Consider the following 19,867-nt stretch of genomic DNA (forward strand, 5'->3'; position numbering starts at 1 on the left):
AACATCCGTTGCACACCCTATCGGCCTCAGCTAACTTACTGACCGACCGGTAAGTGACAATTGAGCTGGACGGAACACCCTCATGGCCTCAGCCGCGCCGCCCGACACCCCCGCACCACCCGTTTTCACCCCCCGTGAGATCACCCTCACGATGAGCGGTCTGATCATCGCCATGCTGCTGGCGATGCTCGACAACATGATCGTGGCCCCCGCGCTGCCCACCATCGTCGGGGACCTCGGCGGGCTGAACCATCTCGCCTGGGTCACCACCGGCTATCTGCTCGCCTCCACCGCCGCCACCCCGCTGTGGGGCAAGCTCGGCGACCTCTACGGCCGCCGCATCACCTTCCTGTCCGCGATCGGCATCTTCCTGCTCGCCTCCGTGCTGGCCGGCGTCGCCCAGAACATGGCCGAGCTGATCGCCTTCCGGGCGCTCCAGGGACTGGGCGCCGGCGGGCTGATGGTCGGGGTGCTCGCCGTCATCGCGGAGATCGTGCCGCCGCGCGAACGCGGCAAGTACCAGGGCATGATGATGGCCGTGATGCCGGTCGCCATGATCGGCGGCCCGCTGGTCGGCGGCTTCATCACCGACCACCTCACCTGGCGCTGGGCGTTCTACGTGAACCTGCCGCTCGGCCTGGTCACCCTGGTGGTCTGCTGGTACACCCTGGCCCGGCTGCCGCGCGGCGCCGCCGCCACCGGCGCGGCCCGGCCCCGTATCGACTGGACCGGCGCGGCCCTGCTCACCACCTGGATCACCGCCCTGGTGCTCATCACCAGCTGGGGCGGCACCGAGTACGCCTGGGGCTCGCCGCAGATCCTCGGGCTGGCGGCGCTGACGGTGGCCGCCTTCATCGCGTTCGTGCTGGTGGAGCGGCGGGCCGCCGAGCCGGTGATGCCGCTGTCGGTGTTCCGGTCCGCCAACTTCACCCTCGCCGGGACGCTGGCGCTGGTGGTCGGCTTCGTGATGTTCGGCGGCGTGACGTTCCTGCCGCAGTACCAGCAGTTCGTCCAGGGCTCCTCGGCCACCAACAGCGGGCTGCTGCTGATGCCGATGATGATCGCCGCCATGGTGATGTCGCTGGCCGGCGGGCAGTTCATCAGCAGGACCGGCCGCTACCGCGCGCTGCCGATCGCCGGGACCGCGGTACTGGTCCTGGCCCTCGCGCTGTTCGCCACCATCGACACCGGCACCTCCAGGACCGTCACCGCCGGCTACATGGTGCTGCTCGGCCTCGGCATGGGCTGCCTGATGCAGACCACCACCCTGATCGCCCAGAACAGCGCGCCGGCCAAGGACATCGGCGCGGCCACCGGCGCCGTCACCTTCCTGCGCAACATGGGCGGCTCACTCGGCGTCTCGCTGCTGGGCGCGCTGTACACCTCGCACGTCACCCGCGAGGCGGGCGAACTCGGCGGCGACGTCACCCAGATGACGCCCGAACTGCTGAAGTCCCTGCCCGCGCGGGCCCGGGAGACCTTCCAGGAGGCCGTGACCGGCGGTGTGATCACCACCTTCTGGTGGGCGGGGACGGTCGCGGCGGCCGGGTTCGTCCTGGCCTGGTTCATCCGCCAGGTGCCGCTGCGGGGTTACGACGATCCGGCGCCCAGGAAGTCGCGCACCAGCGGCGAGGCGATGGCGGAGAACTCCTCGAAGTAGGCGTGCCGCGCCCCGTCGATCAGTTCGAGCCGGGCCCCCGGGATCCGGCCGGCGATCAGCGGGGCGTTGGCCGCCGGGTTGAACCGGTCGGCGGTGCCGTGCACCACCAGGGTGCGGGCGGTGATCGAGGGCAGCGCCTCCCAGGCGTCGTGGCCGTTGCTGGCCAGCAGATGCCGGCGGCGCGCGTGGCCGGGCATGTGCCGGTCGCCGAGCGTCGCGTACGGGCCGGGGTGGCGGGCCGTCCACTCCGGGGTGTACATCAGGTCGATCAGCGCCCGCCGGATCTCGGCGGGGGTGCCCTGCGCGAGGGAACGCCGCACGTCGTTGCCGCGCTCCACGGCGAACGGGCCGCCCGGCGAGGTGCAGCCGAGCACGAGGGCGCGCACCCGCTCCGGGTACCGGGCCGCCACCCACTGGGCCACCCGGCCGCCCATCGACGTCCCGTACACATGGGCCCGTTCGATGCCGAGCGCGTCCAGCACGGCGATCACATCGTCCGCGAACCCCTCGGTGCTGTACGGGACGTCCGGCTTGTCGCTGGCGCCGGTGCCGCGCCAGTCCAGCGTGATGGTGCGGTGGGCGCCGGTGAAGTCCCCGCGGACCGGATCCCACCAGTGATGGCTGTTGGACTGCCCGGCCAGCAGCACGAGCGGTGCCCCCGACCCGGCCACCTGATACGCGACCCGGACCCCGTCTGCGGCAACAGCGAACCCATCCACCCCGCCATTCTCCGCGACCACCGGCCGGGCCCCGCCGCCACCCCGGTGGAACCGGGGCGGCGGCGGGCCCTCAGGCCGTCAGCTCCTGGCGGAGCGCGTCCCGCAGGCGGGAGGCGCGGGCCGCGACCTCGGGCGGGCCCAGCTCCATCGCCCGCGTGCACCAGGTGCCGCCCGCGTCCAGGTCGCCCCGGCGGGACGCCAGCAGCGCCAGCCGCAGCGCCGCCCGGCCGTGCCCGGCCTCGGCCGCCCGCGTCCACCACAGCGCCGCCTCCGGCTCGCTGCCCTCCCGGGCCAGCAGCAGGCCCAGGTTGAACGCGCCGTTGCGGCTGCCGGCCTCCGCCGCCGCCCGGTACCAGCGGGCCGCCGTGACCACGTCGCCACGGGCCGCCGCGCACATCCCGAGCCGCACCTGCGCCCGCCGGTGACCGCGCTCGGCCGCCCGCTCGTACCAGCGCTCGTGCTCCGGCTCCGCGTCCGCCGCGTCCCCGGAGCCACCGGCCCCGGCCTGCTCCGCCCCGGCCTCGCCGGACCGCAGCGCCCGCCGCTCCAGCAGCACCGCGAGCCGGAAGGCGCCCTCGACGCTGCCGCCGTCCGCCGCCACCCGCAACTGCTCCTCCGCGCGGCGCAGATCGGCCTCGCCGGAGCCGGGCCGCAGCAGCCCGACCGCGATCTGGAGCGCCGCCTCCGCGTGCCCGGCCGCCGCCGCCTGCTCGTACCAGCGCCGCGCCAGGCCCGTCTCACCGCGCCCGGCGTGCAGGATGCCCAAGTTGAAGGCCGCGTCCACGCTGCCCGCCTCGGCCGCCTTGGAGAACCACGGCTCGGCGCCGGAGGCGTCCCCGCGCTGGAGCAGCAGCACCGCCAGCGCGTTGGCCGCCTCCCGGTGCCCGGCGTACGCGGCACGGCGGTACCACTGCTCGGCCTGCGCCATCCGGCCGGCCTCCGCGCTCAGCAGCGCCAGGTTGAACGCGCCGTTCATGTCGCCGGCCTCGACCGCCGCGCGGTACCAGCGCTGGGCCTCCTGCCGTTCGCCGCGCTCGGCGTGCAGCGCGCCCAGCGCGTTGGCCGCCGGGCCGTCGCCGTCCCGGGCGGCGCGCCGCCACCACTGCTCGGCGCCGTCCGCCTCCCCGGCGTCCCGCAGCAGGAACCCCAGCGCGGCGGCGGCCTTGGCCTCGCCCGCCTCGGCGGCGGCCTGGTACCAGTGGCTCGCCTCGCCGAGCGCGCCGTCCGCCTCCAGCAGCGCGCCCAGCCGCAGCGCGGCCCGCCGGTGCCCGCGCGCCGCCGCCTGCCGGTACCACGGCTCGGCCGCCTTGCCGCCGTCCGCGTGCGCCAGCAGTTCGGCGTAGCGGTAGGCGGCCTCCCGGTGCCCGCGCTCGGCGGCCGTCCGGAACCAGCGCTCGGCCTCCGCCGCCCCCCGGTGGTCCAGCAGCGCGGCCAGCGCGTACGCGCCCGAGGCGTGCCCGCTCTCGGCCGCCTGGCGCAGCCAGAACTCGGCGGCCGTCTCGTCACCGCGCTCGCGGTGCAGCCGGCCGAGCGCGTGGGCGGCCGGGGCCGAGCCGGCCACCGCGGCGATCCGCCACCACTCGGCGGCCTCGTCCATCCGTCCCGACTGGGAGAGCAGTACGCCGAGGTTGTTCGCGGCGGAACGCTCCCCCTCCGCCGCCGCGGCCCGCAGGCGCGGCTCGGCGGTTTCCAGATCGCCCAAGCGCAGCAGCCGCGCGCCTTCCAGCGCGGCCGCATGGCTGCTCTCGAACCCTGCCTTGTCCCCCATAAGGTCCATAATCGCACCACCTGAAACCTGCGTACACCTGGTATACCGCAGCCAGTGAAGTCACTTGAGCGTTTTGTCGACTTCCCGATATGGATACATCCAAACGCCGCAGCAGGAGTGGAGTTGATGCCGAATCGGATGCTTCGGTCCGTCGCCACGCAGTATGCCGTCGTCCACTGACAGAACAGCCGCAGCGACACAGCGAGTTGACCAGGAACGGAAGAAGCCGGGCCGCTTCGCGCGCGCCCACCGCCACCGGGCGCGCGCCGGTGCGTGCGCACACGACGAAGAGGGCCCGGAACCTGACTGGTTCCGGGCCCTCACGCAGTAGCGGGGACAGGATTTGAACCTGCGACCTCTGGGTTATGAGCCCAGCGAGCTACCGAGCTGCTCCACCCCGCGCCGTGTTGGTGTTGCTTTGCCCCCTTGCGGGAACAAGTAGAACACTACCACGGGGCGGAGCCGCTCTCTCACCCGTCGGCCGTCTCGCCGCCGTCCTGCTCCTCGTCCTCGTTGCGCGCGGCCGAGTCCGTGGACTGGATCTCCGCCAGCTGGTTCAGCGCGTCCTCAAGGCGCGCCTGCGCCTCGCCGTACGCCGCCCAGTCGCCGTTCTGGAGCGCCGTCTGGCCCTCCTCGTAGGCGCTCTGGGCCTCCTGGACCAGTTCCTCGGCGGTCCCGCCGCCCGGCTGGGCCGGCGGGGGCTCCTCGCCCTCCGGCGGCTCCTCGCCGTCCTCCGGCGGCGGCGTGGGCTCGGCGACCCCGAACACCACGTCCAGCGCCTCGTCCAGCGTGTCCTCGAACGCGGTCTGCTCGCCGTAGGTCACCAGCACCTTCCGCAGCAGCGGATAGTTGGTGCCGGCACCGCGCACGTACACCGGCTCGGCGTACAGCAGCCCGCCCTCCAGCGGAACGGTCAGCAGGTTGCCGTACTCGACCTCCGAGTCACCCCGGCTCAGCAGGTTGATCTCCTGCGCGATCACCGGATCGGAGTTGAACCGGGACTGCACCTGCTGCGGACCCCACACCGTGGTGTTCGACGGCAGGGTGAGGATTCTCATCGTCCCGTACTCGTCGCTTCTGGTGTCCGCGTCCACCGCCATGTACGCCGCGAGCGTGTCACGGCCGAGCGGCGTGAAGGTGGTGGTGAGCGAGAAGGTCTGCTCGTCCTGGTCGGGCATCTTCATGCTCAGGTAGTACGGCGGCACCGACTGCCCCCGGTGGGTCGGGTCGTCCGGCACCTGCCAGCGCTCCGAACCACTGTAGAACTGCGCCGCGCTGTCCACGTGGAAGCGCTGGAGCAGGTCCCGCTGCACCTTGAACAGGTCCTGCGGGTACCGCAGGTGGTCCATCAGCTCGTCGCTGATCCGGTCGCGCGACTCCACCGTGTCCGGGAAGGACTTCATCCAGGTCTTCAGCACCGGGTCCTCGGTGTCCCACTCGTACATGGTGACCTCACCGTTGTACGCGTCGACCGTGGCCTTGACCGAGTTGCGGATGTAGTTGACCCGGTTCTCCTGGGCCACCACCTGACCGCGCTCGTCCGTCAGCGAGGTCTCGGTGGCCTCACCCAGCGTGGTGCGCGAGGAGTACGGGTAGCCGTTGGTCGTGGTGTACGCGTCCACGATCCACAGCACCCGGCCGTCCACGACCGCCGGATACGGGTCGCCGTCGATGGTCAGCCACGGCGCGACCGCCTGGACCCGCTCCTTGGGCGTGCGGTTGTACAGGATGCGCGAACCGTCGCCGATCGCCCCGGAGTAGAGGATCTGCGGCTCGCTCATCGTCAGGGCGTACGCGGCGCGCTTGAAGTAGTTGTCCAGCGGCACACCGGAGTCCCCGGTGTAGCTGTACTCGACCTCGCCCTCCTCGCCGGCGTAGTCGATCTCCTGCTGCGGGCCGCCCACGATCGAGTACTGGGTGGTGTACTCGCCGTAGTAGATGCGCGGCTCGTACTCGCCGAGGTCGCCCTGCGGCGGCAGGTCCTGCTCGATGAAGGCCGGCTGGCCGTTGCTCAGCACATCGGTGCCGCTGGCGGCCACCACACCGAAACCGTGGGTGTAGCGGAAGTGGTCGTTGATCCAGTTCCGCTCGGGAACGTTGTTGACGTTCATCTCGCGCAGACCGATGACGGTGTCCGTCTCGCCCTCGCCGTCGGCGCTCGGGTAGCGGTCCACGTCCAGGGTCGCCGGGAACTGGTAGTACCCGCGGACCTGCTGGATCTGCTGGAACGCCGGCGAGACCACGCTCGGGTCGAGCAGCCGGATGCTGGCCGTGGTGGACACCGCGCTGCGCAGCGTCTCCGGCTCGGCGTCGCTGACACCCGAGTAGTCCTGCAACTGGGCGTCGGCGATGTCGTACGCCTGCTTGGTGGCGTCCAGATGCTTCTGGATGTACGGCGTCTCCTTGGCCACCTCGTTCGGCTTCACCTGGAACTGCTGCACCAGCGCCGGGTACACGCCGCCGATCAGCACGGCGCACAGCACCAGCAGACCCAGGCCCAGCACCGGCAGCTGCCACACCCGGCGCCACAGGGTGGCGAAGAACAGCACCGCGCAGATCGCGGCGATGATCGTCAGGATGGTCTTGGCCGGGAGGTACGCGTTGGCGTCGACGTAGCGCAGGCCGGTCCAGCCGGTGTTGTCCCGCAGGTCACTGCTCTTGAGCGCGAGACCGTAGCGGTCGAACCAGTACGCGACCGCCTTCAGCGACACGAACAGGCCCAGCAGCACCGACAGATGCCCGGTGGCCGCCGGGGTGATCCGGTTGCCCGGGGTGGTCACCCGCAGCCCGCCGTACAGGTAGTGCACCAGCGCGGCGGCGATCAGCGACACCACGACCACGGCGAAGCCGAAGCCGAGCAGGAACCGGTAGAACGGCAGGTCGAACGCGAAGAACGACACGTCCTTGTTGAACTGCGGGTCGGTGACCCCGAAGGACGTGCCGTTGACGTACTGGAGCCAGGTGCGCCACTGGCCGGAGGCGGAGCCGCCCGCGATCAGACCGACCAGGAGAGCGACCCCGAGCAGCACCCACTTCTTGAAGGGGGCGATACTCATCCGGTAGCGGTCGAGGTTCTGCTGCTCCATCGACATCGCGCTCAGCGGCGGGCGCAGCCGGTGGGCCAGCCAGATGTTCAGCCCCACCGCCAGCGCCATCACCACGCCGAAGACCGCGAACATCACGATCCGGGTGAACAGCTGGGTGCGGAAGACGCTGGTGTAGTCGACCGACCTGTACCACAGCCAGTCCGTCCAGAATCCCGCGAACATCGCGAAGAGAATGGCCAGACCGGCCAGGATGGCCGCGGTGATCAGCAGGCTCCGGGCGCCCCGGGACGGACGCCCTACGTTGAACCCCCGTCCCCCCGGACCTCGGGGGCCTCTGGGCCCGTTCGGACCGTTGGGGCGGCCCGAGCCCCGGTCCGGCATCTGGAAAGCCAAGGTGCGCACCTCAAAGATTCGCGGGTTGATGAAGCCGGGCAGCCCAGGGGGTGCCCACTGAGCTAACTTACTCAAGCTTTACTCGGTTCCCGTTTCCGGGGCCCGGGAAGGCACGATATGCCCATGGACAACACGCCCCACACGCCCGCCGCCGCCTCACCCCTCACCCGCGCCGTACTGGAGATCGACACCTACGCCTCCGGGCTGGGCTGGGACCGGCCCGCCCTGCTCTTCGCGCTGGTGGACACCGCGCGGCTTCGCGCCAGCGAACCCGGCCTGGCCGACCGGCTCGAACTCACCGAGAGCAGCGAACTCACCCCCATTGAGCAGGAGGAACTTCCGGCCGGAGTGCCGCTGGACGAATTCCTCGCCACCATCGCCTGGCCGGACGCGGTGGCCGGCTGCGCCCTGGTGGTGGAGCGGCTGATGCTGCCGCCGTCCGCCGAGCAGGCCGTCCCGGAGGAACTGGCCCGCGAGGGCGCGGAGGAGCGGCTGGCGGCCTGGGTGGCCGAGCACCCCGAGCGGCGCGAGGTCCGGATGACGGTCGCCGTCCTGCGGGACGGCAGCCGCGAATCGGCCCTGCGGTTCCGGGACAAGGACACCGAGACCGAGGTCCTGACCGGCACCGATCTGGTTCCGGGGCTGGCCGCCGCGCTGTCGGCGACCTTCGAGGAGTGACCGCGGGCGGCCGGCGGGACACCGGTGGCGTAACAAAGCCATAACAACCCGGGGCGGGTGGCGCGGAGGTGCCGCGCGGCCGGGGGCGTCAGCCCCCCGCGCACCGCGGCAGCGCGGCCGTGTCACCCGCCCTGATGCTCTCCAGCGCGTCCAGCGCGCCCTGGAGGTTCTCCACCTCGACGAGCGTGAGGCCGCCCGGCTTGTCGGCCGCGGCGGCGGCGCAGTTGTCCTTCGGGGTGAGGAAGAAGTCGGCGCCCGCGTCCCGGGCCGCGATGGTCTTCATGGTGACGCCGCCGATCGGGCCGACCGTGCCCGCGTCGTCGATCGTCCCGGTCCCGGCCACGAACGCGCCACCGGTCAGGTCCTCGGGGCTCAGCTTGTCGATCAGGCCGAGCGAGAACATCAGCCCGGCGCTGGGACCGCCGACATCGGCCAGCTCGATGTTCATGGTGAACGGGAAGGTGTGCGCTACCCCGGCCACGATCCCGACGATGGCGCGGCCGTCGTCGTCGGCGGTGCCGGTGGTGATGGTGACGTCCTCGGTGTCGGAGGGCAGTTCCCGCCCCGCCTCCCGGGCGGCCTCCGCCGCGTCCGCGGGCACGATGGTGAACACCACGTCCTCGCCCGCCGTGTGCTTGGTGACCTCCTCGGCCACCTGCGCCGGATCGCTGATCTTCGTGCCGTCGACGGCGACGATGGCGTCACCGGCGTGCAGCCGGCCCTCGGACGGGCTGTCCTTCACCACCGAGTCGACGATGGTCTGGGTGCTGTACTCGATGCCCAGCTGGTTGAGCGCGGCCACCTTGGCGCTCTCCTGGGAGCGGCTGAACTGCTCGGCGTTCTCCTGCTCCACCTCGTCCGCGCTGACGTCCTCCGGGTAGAGCGTGCGGTGCGGCACCACGGCGCGGTCGCCGGAGAGCCAGCCGCCCATCGCCTCCAGCAGGTTCATCCGGTAGTTGATCCCGGTGACCCGGACGGTCGTCATGTTGAGGTGGCCGGTGGCCTCGTACGTCTCGTGGCCCTCGATGCTCAGCACCGGCTCGCCCGAGTACTCCCCCAGGGTGTTGACCGTCGGGCCGGGCGACATCTCCGAGTACGGCACCTTGGCCAGCACTCCGGCGGTCAGCAGAGCTATCAGCAGCAGGGTGGACGTCAGCAGCGTCGCGGTGCGGCGTGGCATGTCTTGACAGTACGGGAACGGCCCCTCAGCCGTCGGCCGGGGCCCGTCCGGCGGACGGGAAGGGCGAGCGTTCCATCGCGGCCCGGAACCGGTCGTAGCCGCGCACCCCCGCGGCGTCCGCGATGCCTCCGGCACCGGTCCGGTGGCGGACGGCCCAGGCGCTCCACACGCCCGCCACCAGCCCACCGGCGACCGGGATCAGCAGCCATACCAGCACGGCCATGACCGACCTCCCACCTCGGCGAGTGCTGAATGCTTCGGCAGGACAACGCTCGTACGGCGGTAGGGGTTACGCAACTGGAGCAGCGCACGCCCCCGGGCGTGTGATCATCCGCACGCGCCCACCCAGTCCTCGGTGCCGTCGTCGAACGTCTGCCGCTTCCAGATGGGCACCTCCCGCTTCAGGTCGTCGATGAACCGGCGGCAGGCGGCGAACGCCTCCGCCCGGTGCGGGCAGGACACCGCCACCACCACGGCCAGATCGCCGACCGCGAGCGGGCCGGTGCGGTGCACGGCGGCCAGCGCCCGGACCGGGAAGTCGGCGGCCACCTTCTCGGCGACCGTGCGCAGCGCCGCCTCGGCGCCGGGATGGGCGGAGTACTCCAGAGCGGTGACGGCTGCGCCGGACGGGTGACCGTCGTGGTCCCGGACGGTGCCGACGAACAGCGCGGTCCCGCCCGCCGCGTCGTCCCCCACCGCGCGGAACACCTCGTCCACGGACAGCGGCTCCTCCCGGACGGCGAGCAGCCGCAACGGACCGGACGACCTCATGATGGCTTCGCCTGCCTTTCTGCCCGGGTGCGTGCCACGGGCACTCGCGCCGGTGCGCACCCGCGTGCGCTCCGGTTCCCCACCCAACACCACGGGCCCCCGGACACACCACCGTCCACCGAAGTGTGTGACGGGCGGCGCGCCGCCGCGTCGGGTCGCGGCCCGTCGGCGTCGCGCCGCGGACCGTCCTCAGCGGCGGCGGGCCTTGCGCGCCCTGCGCACCAGCGCCGCCGTGCCGACCAGGGCGACCGTGGCACCGGCCGCGCCCAGCGTGGTCGCCGCGTCCTTGCGGCCCAGCCGCCGCCCGGCCACCGTGTGCCGGCCCGCGACCTCGGTGAGGAGTTCGGCCAGCACCTCCTCGTTGGTCCACTCAGGACGCCAGCCCGCCTCGTACAGCTTGCTGCCGCTGACCACCCAGGGATGCATGGTGTACGCGAGGTCCCCGGCGGGCGAGGGCGTCAGCCCCAGCCGGTGCAGCCGGCCCGCCGCGCCCAGGGCGACGGCCGGCGGCAGCTCCATGCGGCGGATGCCGGACAGCTCCTCGACCTCCTCCTGTTCGAGCCAGCCGTCGCAGCCCACCGCCAGCTCGCCCTCGACCCGCTCCAGCGCCGCGTACTCCAGCGCCCCCACCAGGTCCTGCACATGGCAGAACTGCCAGCGCGGCCGGGACCCGGCCACCACCAGCAGCCGGGGCGACTCGAAGTACCGGGTCAGCGCGGTGTCCGTGCCGCCCACCAGCACCGCGGGCCGCAGCACCGTGACGTTCAGCCCGGGATGCGCACGGGGCGCGCGGCGCGCCAGGTCCTCGATCTCCAGGAAGTCCCCGACGCAGGTGGCCTCGGCCGTGGCCCGCAGCTCCGCGTCCTCGGCGAGCGGCAGCGCGTTGTCCGGCAGCGCCCCGTAGACCATCGCGGAGGTGACCAGCACCACCCGCCGCACCCCGGCCGCCGCGGCGGCGGTCAGCACCGTCTGGGTCCCGCGCACGTTGTACGCCGACCGGACGGCGGGGTCCGACTCCAGATCGAGGTCGAGGGCGAGGTGCACCACCACGTCCACCGGGCTGTCGTGGTCGCCGCTCTCCCGGGCGATGCCGCGGCTGCGCAGCAGGTCGGCGATGGCCGGGTCGCGGACGTCCAGGGTGTGCCATTCGGCGCCCTTGGCGTCCCCGAGACGCTCGTCGAGCGCCAGCACCCGCTGGACGTCGGGCGTGGCGAGGAGCCGCTCGGTGAGCAGCGCCCCCACCCCGCCGGCGGCGCCGGTGACCGCGACGGTCAGCGGCGCCCTGGGGGCGTTTCGCGCTGCGCGAACGGTTGGCTCCGGGGAACTCACAGGATCTCTCCAGCGGTTGTTTCAGTACGACGTGCGCAGGCCCCATCCTGCCTGAGAGGTGTCTAGGCTGGAGGCAGAGACCAGCGATTCAGGCACGTTGGTTCCGTCCGACGACACAGAGCCGAGGATTCCCGTGAGTAACTTCCCCTTCGGATTCGGCCTCCCGGATGACCCCGACGACGGGGATTCCGGCAAGAAGAAGGACGGCCAGGGCGGCGGCGAGCTGCCGGGCGGCGACCCGCTGTCCGCGATGTTCGGTTCGCTGGGGGCGGGCGGTCAGATGAGCCCGCAGGACCTGGGCGCCGCGTTCCAGCAGCTGGGGCAGTTGCTGAGTTACGAGGGCGGCCCGGTGAACTGGGAGCTGGCGCAGAACGTGGCGCGGCAGACGGTGGCGCAGGGCGCCGCCGACGGTTCCAAGGACGCCAGCGTGGGGCGGCACGAGCGGGAGCAGGTCGAGGAGGCCATGCGGCTGGCCGACCTGTGGCTGGACGGGGTGACGGCGCTGCCCTCGGGCGCGGGCACGGCGGTGGCCTGGAGCCGCGCCGAGTGGATCGAGGCGACCCTTCCGGTGTGGAAGGAGCTGGTGGACCCGGTCGCGGAGCGGGTCGGGGCGGCGATGAGCGATGTGCTGCCCGAGGAGATGCGGGCCATGGCCGGTCCGCTGCTGGGCATGATGCGCTCGATGGGCGGCGCCATGTTCGGCACCCAGATCGGCCAGGCGGTCGGGATGCTGGCCGGTGAGGTGGTGGGCTCCACCGACATCGGGCTCCCGCTGGCCCCGGCCGGAAAGGCGGCGCTGCTGCCGGTGAACGTGACGGCCTTCGGCGAGGGCCTGGGCGTGCCGCAGGACGAGGTGCGGCTGTATCTGGCGCTGCGCGAGGCCGCCCACCAGCGGCTGTTCGCGCACGTGCCGTGGCTGCGCTCGCATCTGTTCGGCGCGGTCGACGGGTACGCGCGCGGCATCCAGGTGGACACCGACAAGCTGGAGGGCTTGGTCGGGCAGCTGGACCCGAGCCGGCCCGAGGAGTTGCAGGAGAAGCTCCAGCAGGGGCTGTTCCAGCCGGAGGACACCCCGCAGCAGAAGGCGGCGCTGGCCCGGCTGGAGACGGCGCTCGCGCTGGTCGAGGGCTGGGTGGACGCCGTGGTGCACGCGGCGGCCGAGCCGCATCTCCCGGCGGCGTCGGCGCTGCGCGAGACGCTGCGGCGCCGCCGGGCGACCGGTGGGCCCGCGGAGCAGACGTTCGCGACGCTGATCGGTCTCGAACTGCGTCCGCGCCGGCTGCGGGACGCGGCCCGGCTGTGGGCGTCGCTGACGGACGCGCGCGGGGTGTCGGGCCGGGAGGCGCTGTGGGCGCACCCGGACCTGCTGCCGACGGCGGACGACCTGGCCGACCCGGACGGGTTCGTCCACCGCGAGCAGCCGGACTTCTCCGAGCTGGACCGGATGCTGGGCGAGGCGACGGAGTCGCCGCGGCCGGAGGCCGGTGGCCGCGAGGCGGGCGGCACGGAGACGGACGGCCGGGACAGCGGGGACAGCCGGGAGAAGCGGGACGGCGAGGACGGCGGCGACGAGGGCACCGGGAACGGCGGGGGCCGCCCCGCATGAGCGCCGCCGATCCGCTGCACCGGGACGCGGCACGGGTGCTGGGCGCCTGGGCGGCGCCGGACGGTGAGCAGGACAAGCTGCGCGCAGCGTACACCGGCCATCTGGCCGCGCACCCGGACGGCATGTGGAAGTCCTGCGCGGCCGGCCATCTGACGGCGAGCGCGCTGATCGTGGACCCGGAGCGGGAGCGCGTCCTGCTCACCCTGCACCGCAAGCTGCGGATGTGGCTCCAGACCGGCGGCCACTGCGAGCCCGCCGACCGCTCCCTGGCCGTCGCCGCGCTGCGCGAGGCGACGGAGGAGTCGGGCGTACCGGGCCTGCGGCTGCTGCCGGAGCCGGTCCGCCTCGACCGGCACGACACGCCGTGCGCGACGCACCTGGACGTCCAGTACGCGGCGCTGGCCCCCTCCGGCGCGCGGGAGACGGTGAGCGAGGAATCGCTCGCACTGCGCTGGTTCGGCTACGAGGAGGTCCGGGAGGTCGCGGACGCCTCGGTGGTGCGGCTGCTGGAGAGCACCCGGGCCGCGCTGCGCTGACCGGCCGGGGGCGTACGCCCGTCACGGTCCGGCGTCCTCGGGCGGGACGGCCGTCCGCGCGCCCCGGTGGGCGCCGGCCCAGCCCCGGAGTTCGGCGGTGGCCACCGACTCGATCCGCTCCAGCAAGCGGCGGCGGGCGGCCTCGTCCCGCTCCGGCGCCGGCAGCAGCCGGTACCGCTGGGTCGCCAGCCGCAGCCGGACCCACGCCTCGGCGGCCAGGATGTGGCGTTCCTGATCGTTGAAGAGCTGCCGGAAGCCGCCGATGAACAGCGTCAGCCCGGCGGTGGTGGCGGTGACGGCGGCCGGGGCCTGGACGCCCGCCGCGACGACCGTGACCGCGCCGGTGACCAGCGCGCTCAACTCGGTCACCCGGTGGCGGATGCGGGCACGGTCGCGGACCCGGGCGTACCAGTCCAGTTCCGCGCGGGCGTACTCCAGCACCGGATCGTCGTCGGGGCCGGCGGTGTGCGGCGGGAACGGCGGCGGTGGCGGGGTCCTTCTGCGTATCGGCACGGGACCATGCTGCACGACGCCGGGCGGGCGGGTGTCCGGTCCGGCCGGTCCGCACCGGCGGCTACTCCCCCAGCAGGCCGAAGGCCAGCACCACTTCGTCGGGCGCCTCCGGCAGGTAACGCACCTGCACCACCCGCCCCACCTGCACCTTGGGCACCGCGTCGGCGGGCAGGAAGCGCCGCACGTGCGCCGGGAACGACGAGCCGTCGCGCGGGTTGGTCACCACCAGCTCCAGCGCCAGCTCCGGCATGCCGTCCCGCACCCGGCCCGTCACCTCCAGCGTGCGCACCACCGCCTGGGCCGCCACACCGCGCGCCGCGATGTCCAGCCGACGGGGCGTGGTCAGTCCCCGCTTCACCATCGCCCGGTTCAGCGCCTCCTGGGCGGCCTCGGTGTCCCCGGAGAAGTCCACCTCCACCTCGACCACCTCCCCCCGCCGCTCCGGCAGGTAGCGCACCGGCAGCATGGCCCCCGGCCGGATCGCCGCCGCCTCCCCGGCCATCCCGAGGGCGACCTTCGCGTACGCCTGGAACGTCTCGTCGTGCGCGCCGAGCACGGACAACTCCACCCGCATCACCGGGCGGTTGTTGACCAGCACCCCGGTCGGCCGGACGGAGAGCACGGTCCCGGCCCCCAGCAGCCCCTCCTTCAGCATCCGGGCGCTGTTGGTGCCAACCCCGTGCGCGCCGAGCAGCCGCCGGGCGAGCATCCCGCTGCCCACGAACGACAGGGCGATGAAGCCGAGGATCGGCAGCATCAGCTGCGGACCGACCCACGAACTCGGGTACACCGCCGGGTCCCCCCGGTCGGTCAGCCCGTACCAGAGGTAGTAGCCGATGGCGCCCAGCGCGGCGGCCGACACGGCGGCCCGGAACACGGCGGGGATCTTCGATGGCATGGTGCGCTCCTCTCGTCGGTGGTGCCCGGTCACCGTAGGAACGGCTGCGCCGCTACCGATCCCAGGTTCGGCGCGCGGGGGCCGTTCTAAGCTGGCGGCATGGACGGTGCACGGGGGGCGAGGCCGCGCGCGGCGGTCATCCACGAGGCGTGGCAGCGGCTGGACGGTGTCGCCGCGCTGAGCGGCGCGCACGGCGGCCCGCTGAGCCGCACCGTCAAGCTGATCCTGGATCCGCTGGTCATCCGCCCCGTGCAGCATCCGCTGTGCGCCCCCACCGTGCTGACCCCGGACGGGGCCGTGCTGCTCACCTCGCTGATCCTCGCCTCGGGTGACGTCCTGCGGGACACCGCGCGGTGGTTCGACGCCCTCAAGAAGGAACGGCGCCGGCTGCGGATCACCGACGGGCATCCGCAGGACCGGTACTTCCAGCGCTGTTTCGAACTCGCCACCGAGGGCGCCGTCCCCGGCCCGGCGACCGCCGAGCGGGTGCTGCGCGCCCTGCACGGCGCGACGGAGGGCCGCACCACGCGCGCGCTGAAGGACCACCTCGCCGACCCGGCCACCGCGGCCCGGCTGCGCGCCCGGCTCGACACCGCCTGGGCCGCCCGGGAGACAGCCGCCGCGACGGACCCGCCGCCCGGCCTCGACCGCCTGCTCACCGCCGTGCTCGACGGTGCGGCCGGCACGCCGCACCCGCTGGCCGAACTGGCCCGGCTCCGGGCCGGCACCGCCACCGGACTGACCCTCGCCGACCCGGAGCGGGTGCCCCCGGCCCGGCGGCTCGGCCTGACCGCCCACCCGGTGCCCGGCAAGCCCCGGCTCACCGACGGCGCCGTGTCCTTCGGCCCGCCGCTGGACCGCACCGTCCACGAACGCGTCTTCACCACCCTGCGCTCCAGCTCCGACCGGTCCGTCCTGCCGCCGCTGCCCCGGCTGGTGACGGAGGAGATCGACCGCTGCTGCGCCCCGTGGGGGCTGACGGACGAGACCCTGCGGGTGGCGGCGGCGCTCGGCGAACACCTCGCACTGGGGCTGCGCCCGCTGACCGCCGGGCCGGACGGTGCGGACGGTGCGGCGGGCGGGCCCGCGCCCACCGCCGCGCAGCGGGCGGTCGACGCGCGCTGGCGCCGCGAGGCGTACGTGCTGCGGGCCCGCCGGATGCTGCTGCGCCCGGACGCCGGGGGTGCACCGCCGGACGATCCGCTGCGCCGGATCGCCGACGAACTGCGCCGGCCCTGGCAGGGGTATCTGCGGCGGCTGTGGGCCCGGCTGCACGGCCGGGACGTCCGCCGGGCGCCGGTGACCGCGCCGGACGAACTGTGGGATCTGCTGGACGGCGTGGCCCGGTCCGTCATCCTGGACCACCGTGCCCGGGTGCGGCAGGCGCTGACGGTACGGACGGCGGTGGAGGCGTGAGCGGCCCCGCGCCCCGCGAGCCCGGCCCCGCCGACGCGGTCCTGGAGGTCGCCGGGGGCCACCTCACCTGGAACGTCCTGGACCCGGCGGCCGATCCGCTGGCGGTCCTGGACGATCCGGTGGCGGCCCAGGGCTGGCTGTGGGCGCTGTGGGGCGAGGCGGCGGCCCTGCGCGCCGCGGCCGGGGCGCCGCCCGGCCCGGCCGTCCCCGCGCTGCCCGGGCTCGCGGACGCCGCCCGGCGGCTGGCCTACGCGCACTGGGCGGCCCGGTGGTGGCCGGCCTCCGTCCTGGACGGGATCCCCCCGCTGGACGGCCGGATCCTCGCCGGGGAGATCGCCGAGCTGACCGAGGAGTGCGATCCGCTGTTCGGCGGCGAGGAGCCGGAGCCGCTGGTCACCGCGGAGCCGCCCGCGCCGTCCGGTTACGCGCTGGCGGCCGGTGACGCGGCGGACGCGGGCGGGTTCGTCCTGGCGAGCGGCACGGCGGGCACCGACTGGCGCCGCTGCCCGCCCGGTCTGCTCGACGCCTCCGAGGAGGCGGTGAGCTGGGAGATCACCCGGCGCCCGGCCCGCGCGACGGTGCTGACTCTGGCGGTGGTGGCCGCTCCGGGCCTCACCGACCGGACGCGGGTGCCGGACCGGCTGCGTCCCCGGGCCCGGGTGACCACGGCGGACGGCGGCCTCGCGGAGATACCGCTGCGGCTCACCGACGACAGCTGGACCGGCGGTGCGCCGCCGCCGGGAGCCGGGCGCCCGGAGATCACCGTCCACCTGCCCGCGTTCCCCGAGCCCCCGACGCCCGACGACGCGGAGCAGCGCCGGCTGCGGCAGCGGATCCGGGCGCTCGCGCACGCCCGGCTGACGGGCTCGGGACCGGTGGTCGCCCCGCTGCGCGCCGAGACCGAGGCGGCGGAGGACCGATGAGCGAACACGTCTCCCGTACCGTCACCGACCTGGTGGCGGCGGGCATCGAGCGGTTCGCGGGCGGGGCGCCCCGGGCGGCGTACGACCTGTTCGACCGGGCGGCGCGGGCCGCCGAGCCGTATCCCGCGCTCGCCGACCAGTACCTCCAGGCGCTGATCAACCGTGCGGCGGCGGCCGGGCACCTCGGCGACCATCCGGCGGCGATCGCCACCTTCGAAAACGTCCTGGCGCGGTGCGCCGCGGAGCCGGAGCGGCTGGGCCCCCTGCGGCCCGCCGTCCTGATCAACCTCGCGCAGTCCCTGCTGGCGACCGGGGCGTTCGAGGCGGCCGAGCGCGCCCTCACCGACTGCCGCGCCCTGCTGACCGGGACCGGCGACGACGACGGCGGGGACGACGGGGACAGCGCCGAACCGCTGATGGCCGCGCTGGTCGCGCTGAGCACCGTCGCCATCCAGCGGGAGGACTGGGAGCGCGCCGAACGCCTCACCCGCGCGGCGCTGGAGACGGTGACCCGGCTCCGCCCCGACCTGGTGGGACGCACCCTGATGAACGTGGCCACCGTCGCGCTCGCCACCGGACGGCACGGACCGGCCGAGGACCTGGCCGAAGCGGCGCTGGCCGCCTGCGAGGCGGGCGGCGAGCAGGCCGGGGCCTGCGACGTCCGGCTGATGCTCGCCCAGCTGATGGCCGCCACCGGCCGCCCGGAACGGGCCGAGGCGCTGCTGCACACCGTGCTCGCCCACACCGGGCCCGCCGGACTCACCGAACGGACCTCCCACGCCCTGGAACTCCTCGGCACCCTGGCCGGCGCACGCGGCGAACCCGCGCGCGCCGAGGAGCTGTACGCCCGCGCGCACGCCCTCCTGGAGCCGTCCGGCGCCACCCCCGCCCTGGCCGTCCTCGCCGTGCGGCGCGGCGAGGCCGCCTGGCGGGCCGGCCGCCCCGGGGAGGCGGACGGGCTGCTCACCCGCGCCGCCGACACCTTCGCCGCCCTCGGTCTCGGACTGCGCCGGGCCCAGACCCACCTCGTCCACGCCGCGCTGCTGGAACACTCCGGCTCACCCCGGGACCTGGCCCGCGCCCTGGACCTGGCGGTCCCGGCGGCCCTGACCGTCGACGCGGTCCGATACGGGCTGACGGCCGGCCGGCGGCGCGAGCGGTGGCGCCGCGGGGTCGCCGAACCCGCCCTGGCCCTCGCCTTCCGGCTGGCGGCCCGCACCCGGGACGCGCGGCTGGTCGCCCAGCTGATCGAGGTGCAGTGCGCCACCACACCCGTGCTGCGCGCGGACGGCCCCGCGCCCTCCCCCGGGCTTCGTCCGGGAGGTGCCCCCGCGGCGGAGTCCGCCCCGTCCGGCTTCCTGGAGGAACCCCCGCCGAGCCCGGACGGCGGACTCGCCGCCGCCCTGGCCGGCGCGGAAGCCGCCGCCGTCCTGCCGGTGGCGCCCCCGCCGCGGCTGCTGTACACGCCCGAGGGCGAGGTGGCGCTGGCCGACCGGATCGCCCTGGCCGAAGAGCGCTACGGCATGCCCGTGCGCGACACCCGGCAGGTGCCCTCATGGTGACCGCACCGGCCGCACCGGCCGCGCCCGCCACGCCCACCGCCCTGGTGCGCTTCGCCGACGCCGGGGACCTGTACGTCACCTGGCGCTGGACGCACGCCCTGGACCGCCCGGGGGTCACCGTGATCCCGCGCGCGCAGGCCGGCGACGCCCTGGCCGCGCTCACCGCCGCCCGCCCCGGTGCGCCGGACGGCCACCTCGCCACCTACCGCACGGAGGCCGAGCTGGCCGCGCGGCTCGCCCGCACCCTCGTCCCGTACGGGCTCGCGCTGAACCTGCACCAGTACCACCAGCGCGGTATCCGCCCGCTGCTGCGCATCCAGCCCGCACCGAGCATCGCCCAGGTCCCGTGGGAACTGCTCGTCCTCGACTCCGACCCGGAGGTCCGGCTGGTGGAGGTCGCGGACGTCAGCGCGTCGGCGCCCGCGAGCGTGGTGCACGCCCCGGCCCGGGTACCCAGGCCATGGCGGGCCGGCCGCGACCTGCCCCTGGTCGCCGTCCTGGACCCCCGGGTGCCCGGCTTCGGCGCGGGCTCCCGGCTCGGTTCCGTCCTGGGACCGGTGGACGCGGACGGGCCGCTGGTCCGGCACCTGGCTCGGTGCGCACGGTCAGGACGGCTGCGGCTGCCGGTGCCCGGCGACCCCCTCTCGCTGTTCCGCCGCGCCGACACCGACCGGGACTGGCTCTCCACCGCGCTGCGGGCCGGGGCGAGCCGGCTGCTGTACGCCGGTCATGTGACCGCCGCCGACCCGGCCGCCGGATCCAGCGAGGACGCCCGCCTCCATCTGTCCTGCCGGGCGGAGCTGCCGGGCCACGCCCCGGCGCTGCGCGGCCACCGCCCGCTGGCGGCGAAGGATCTGCTGCTGGACCC

At 74.4% G+C, this 19,867-nt stretch carries 17 protein-coding genes and 1 tRNA gene; 8 read left to right on the forward strand and 10 right to left on the reverse strand.

The features are described from left to right. Window positions 1-151: 151 nt before the first annotated feature. Window positions 152-1,660: an MDR family MFS transporter gene (locus ACFV5N_RS03145; RefSeq protein ID WP_385593289.1), complete on the forward strand. Its 1,509-nt coding sequence runs from the start codon at window positions 152-154 to the stop codon at window positions 1,658-1,660. Here the strand turns inward: ACFV5N_RS03145 and ACFV5N_RS03150 are convergent. The 4 genes from ACFV5N_RS03150 to ACFV5N_RS03165 all read right to left on the reverse strand — a co-directional run bounded on the left by ACFV5N_RS03150 (window position 1,591) and on the right by ACFV5N_RS03165 (window position 7,416). After that, window positions 1,591-2,379, reverse strand: a complete 789-nt coding sequence (locus ACFV5N_RS03150) for an alpha/beta fold hydrolase (RefSeq protein ID WP_385593292.1) — start codon at window positions 2,377-2,379, stop codon at window positions 1,591-1,593. The genes ACFV5N_RS03145 and ACFV5N_RS03150 overlap by 70 nt on opposite strands. 70 nt (window positions 2,380-2,449) lie before the next feature. Beyond that, window positions 2,450-4,147, reverse strand: a complete 1,698-nt coding sequence (locus tag ACFV5N_RS03155) for a tetratricopeptide repeat protein (protein WP_385593295.1) — start codon at window positions 4,145-4,147, stop codon at window positions 2,450-2,452. Between the two features lie 328 nt (window positions 4,148-4,475). After that, window positions 4,476-4,549: transfer RNA gene (locus ACFV5N_RS03160), tRNA-Met, on the reverse strand. A 68-nt stretch (window positions 4,550-4,617) separates the two neighbouring features. Continuing rightward, the gene (locus ACFV5N_RS03165; RefSeq protein WP_385593298.1) at window positions 4,618-7,416 is read right to left on the reverse strand and encodes a UPF0182 family protein; all 2,799 of its coding nucleotides are present in this window, start codon (window positions 7,414-7,416) and stop codon (window positions 4,618-4,620) included. A 288-nt stretch (window positions 7,417-7,704) separates the two neighbouring features. Between ACFV5N_RS03165 and ACFV5N_RS03170 the strand changes: the two genes are divergently transcribed. Next, entirely contained in the window at window positions 7,705-8,265 is a 561-nt protein-coding gene (locus ACFV5N_RS03170) for a PPA1309 family protein (protein WP_385593300.1), read from the forward strand. A gap of 88 nt (window positions 8,266-8,353) precedes the next feature. Here ACFV5N_RS03170 and ACFV5N_RS03175 read toward each other — a convergent pair whose 3' ends face one another. The 4 genes from ACFV5N_RS03175 to ACFV5N_RS03190 all read right to left on the reverse strand — a co-directional run bounded on the left by ACFV5N_RS03175 (window position 8,354) and on the right by ACFV5N_RS03190 (window position 11,545). Further along, window positions 8,354-9,445 (reverse strand): PDZ domain-containing protein, encoded by a 1,092-nt coding sequence (locus tag ACFV5N_RS03175; protein WP_385593303.1) that lies wholly within the window; start codon window positions 9,443-9,445, stop codon window positions 8,354-8,356. Window positions 9,446-9,470: 25 nt separating this feature from the next. Continuing rightward, on the reverse strand, window positions 9,471-9,668 hold the full coding sequence (locus ACFV5N_RS03180; RefSeq protein ID WP_385593306.1) for a hypothetical protein: 198 nt from the start codon (window positions 9,666-9,668) through the stop codon (window positions 9,471-9,473). A 104-nt stretch (window positions 9,669-9,772) separates the two neighbouring features. Continuing rightward, a complete protein-coding gene (locus ACFV5N_RS03185; RefSeq protein ID WP_385593309.1) occupies window positions 9,773-10,216 on the reverse strand; it encodes a molybdenum cofactor biosynthesis protein MoaE in 444 nt (147 codons plus the stop codon). Window positions 10,217-10,405: 189 nt separating this feature from the next. After that, entirely contained in the window at window positions 10,406-11,545 is a 1,140-nt protein-coding gene (locus ACFV5N_RS03190) for an SDR family oxidoreductase (RefSeq protein ID WP_385593312.1), read from the reverse strand. Between the two features lie 133 nt (window positions 11,546-11,678). Between ACFV5N_RS03190 and ACFV5N_RS03195 the strand changes: the two genes are divergently transcribed. Beyond that, a complete protein-coding gene (locus tag ACFV5N_RS03195) occupies window positions 11,679-13,151 on the forward strand; it encodes a zinc-dependent metalloprotease (protein WP_385593315.1) in 1,473 nt (490 codons plus the stop codon). Then, window positions 13,148-13,687, forward strand: a complete 540-nt coding sequence (locus tag ACFV5N_RS03200) for an NUDIX hydrolase (RefSeq protein ID WP_385593318.1) — start codon at window positions 13,148-13,150, stop codon at window positions 13,685-13,687. Before ACFV5N_RS03195 ends, ACFV5N_RS03200 begins: the two co-directional genes overlap by 4 nt. 21 nt (window positions 13,688-13,708) lie before the next feature. Here the strand turns inward: ACFV5N_RS03200 and ACFV5N_RS03205 are convergent, their stop codons facing one another. Both ACFV5N_RS03205 and ACFV5N_RS03210 read right to left on the reverse strand, forming a co-directional pair. Continuing rightward, on the reverse strand, window positions 13,709-14,200 hold the full coding sequence (locus ACFV5N_RS03205; protein ID WP_385593320.1) for a DUF4231 domain-containing protein: 492 nt from the start codon (window positions 14,198-14,200) through the stop codon (window positions 13,709-13,711). A gap of 61 nt (window positions 14,201-14,261) precedes the next feature. Beyond that, entirely contained in the window at window positions 14,262-15,098 is an 837-nt protein-coding gene (locus ACFV5N_RS03210) for a hypothetical protein (protein ID WP_385593323.1), read from the reverse strand. Between the two features lie 99 nt (window positions 15,099-15,197). Here ACFV5N_RS03210 and ACFV5N_RS03215 point away from each other — a divergent pair, with 99 nt between their 5' ends. The 4 genes from ACFV5N_RS03215 to ACFV5N_RS03230 all read left to right on the forward strand — a co-directional run. Further along, window positions 15,198-16,514, forward strand: coding sequence for a hypothetical protein (locus ACFV5N_RS03215; RefSeq protein ID WP_385593326.1), 1,317 nt, complete (start codon window positions 15,198-15,200; stop codon window positions 16,512-16,514). Next, window positions 16,511-17,437, forward strand: coding sequence for a hypothetical protein (locus tag ACFV5N_RS03220; protein ID WP_385593329.1), 927 nt, complete (start codon window positions 16,511-16,513; stop codon window positions 17,435-17,437). The genes ACFV5N_RS03215 and ACFV5N_RS03220 overlap by 4 nt, the downstream gene beginning before the upstream one ends. Then, window positions 17,434-18,999, forward strand: coding sequence for a tetratricopeptide repeat protein (locus tag ACFV5N_RS03225; RefSeq protein WP_385593331.1), 1,566 nt, complete (start codon window positions 17,434-17,436; stop codon window positions 18,997-18,999). Before ACFV5N_RS03220 ends, ACFV5N_RS03225 begins: the two co-directional genes overlap by 4 nt. Beyond that, a partial coding sequence (locus ACFV5N_RS03230; RefSeq protein ID WP_385593334.1) for a hypothetical protein occupies window positions 18,993-19,867 on the forward strand: 875 nt, incomplete at its 3' end. The genes ACFV5N_RS03225 and ACFV5N_RS03230, both read left to right, overlap by 7 nt.

Source organism: Streptomyces sp. NPDC059853 (assembly GCF_042731495.1).
GTDB lineage: Bacteria > Actinomycetota > Actinomycetes > Streptomycetales > Streptomycetaceae > Streptomyces.

Bases quoted from the DNA above. Each gene is read 5' to 3' on its own strand.
- ACFV5N_RS03155 (WP_385593295.1), bottom strand. From the start codon at position 4,147: ATGGGGGACAAGGCAGGGTTCGAGAGCAGCCATGCGGCCGCGCTGGAA.
- ACFV5N_RS03225 (WP_385593331.1), top strand. From the start codon at position 17,434: ATGAGCGAACACGTCTCCCGTACCGTCACCGACCTGGTGGCGGCGGGC.
- ACFV5N_RS03165 (WP_385593298.1), bottom strand. From the start codon at position 7,416: ATGTTCGCGGGATTCTGGACGGACTGGCTGTGGTACAGGTCGGTCGAC.
- ACFV5N_RS03180 (WP_385593306.1), bottom strand. From the start codon at position 9,668: ATGGCCGTGCTGGTATGGCTGCTGATCCCGGTCGCCGGTGGGCTGGTG.
- ACFV5N_RS03185 (WP_385593309.1), bottom strand. From the start codon at position 10,216: ATGAGGTCGTCCGGTCCGTTGCGGCTGCTCGCCGTCCGGGAGGAGCCG.
- ACFV5N_RS03145 (WP_385593289.1), top strand. From the start codon at position 152: ATGAGCGGTCTGATCATCGCCATGCTGCTGGCGATGCTCGACAACATG.
- ACFV5N_RS03175 (WP_385593303.1), bottom strand. From the start codon at position 9,445: ATGCCACGCCGCACCGCGACGCTGCTGACGTCCACCCTGCTGCTGATA.
- ACFV5N_RS03215 (WP_385593326.1), top strand. From the start codon at position 15,198: ATGGACGGTGCACGGGGGGCGAGGCCGCGCGCGGCGGTCATCCACGAG.
- ACFV5N_RS03170 (WP_385593300.1), top strand. From the start codon at position 7,705: ATGCCCATGGACAACACGCCCCACACGCCCGCCGCCGCCTCACCCCTC.
- ACFV5N_RS03200 (WP_385593318.1), top strand. From the start codon at position 13,148: ATGAGCGCCGCCGATCCGCTGCACCGGGACGCGGCACGGGTGCTGGGC.
- ACFV5N_RS03210 (WP_385593323.1), bottom strand. From the start codon at position 15,098: ATGCCATCGAAGATCCCCGCCGTGTTCCGGGCCGCCGTGTCGGCCGCC.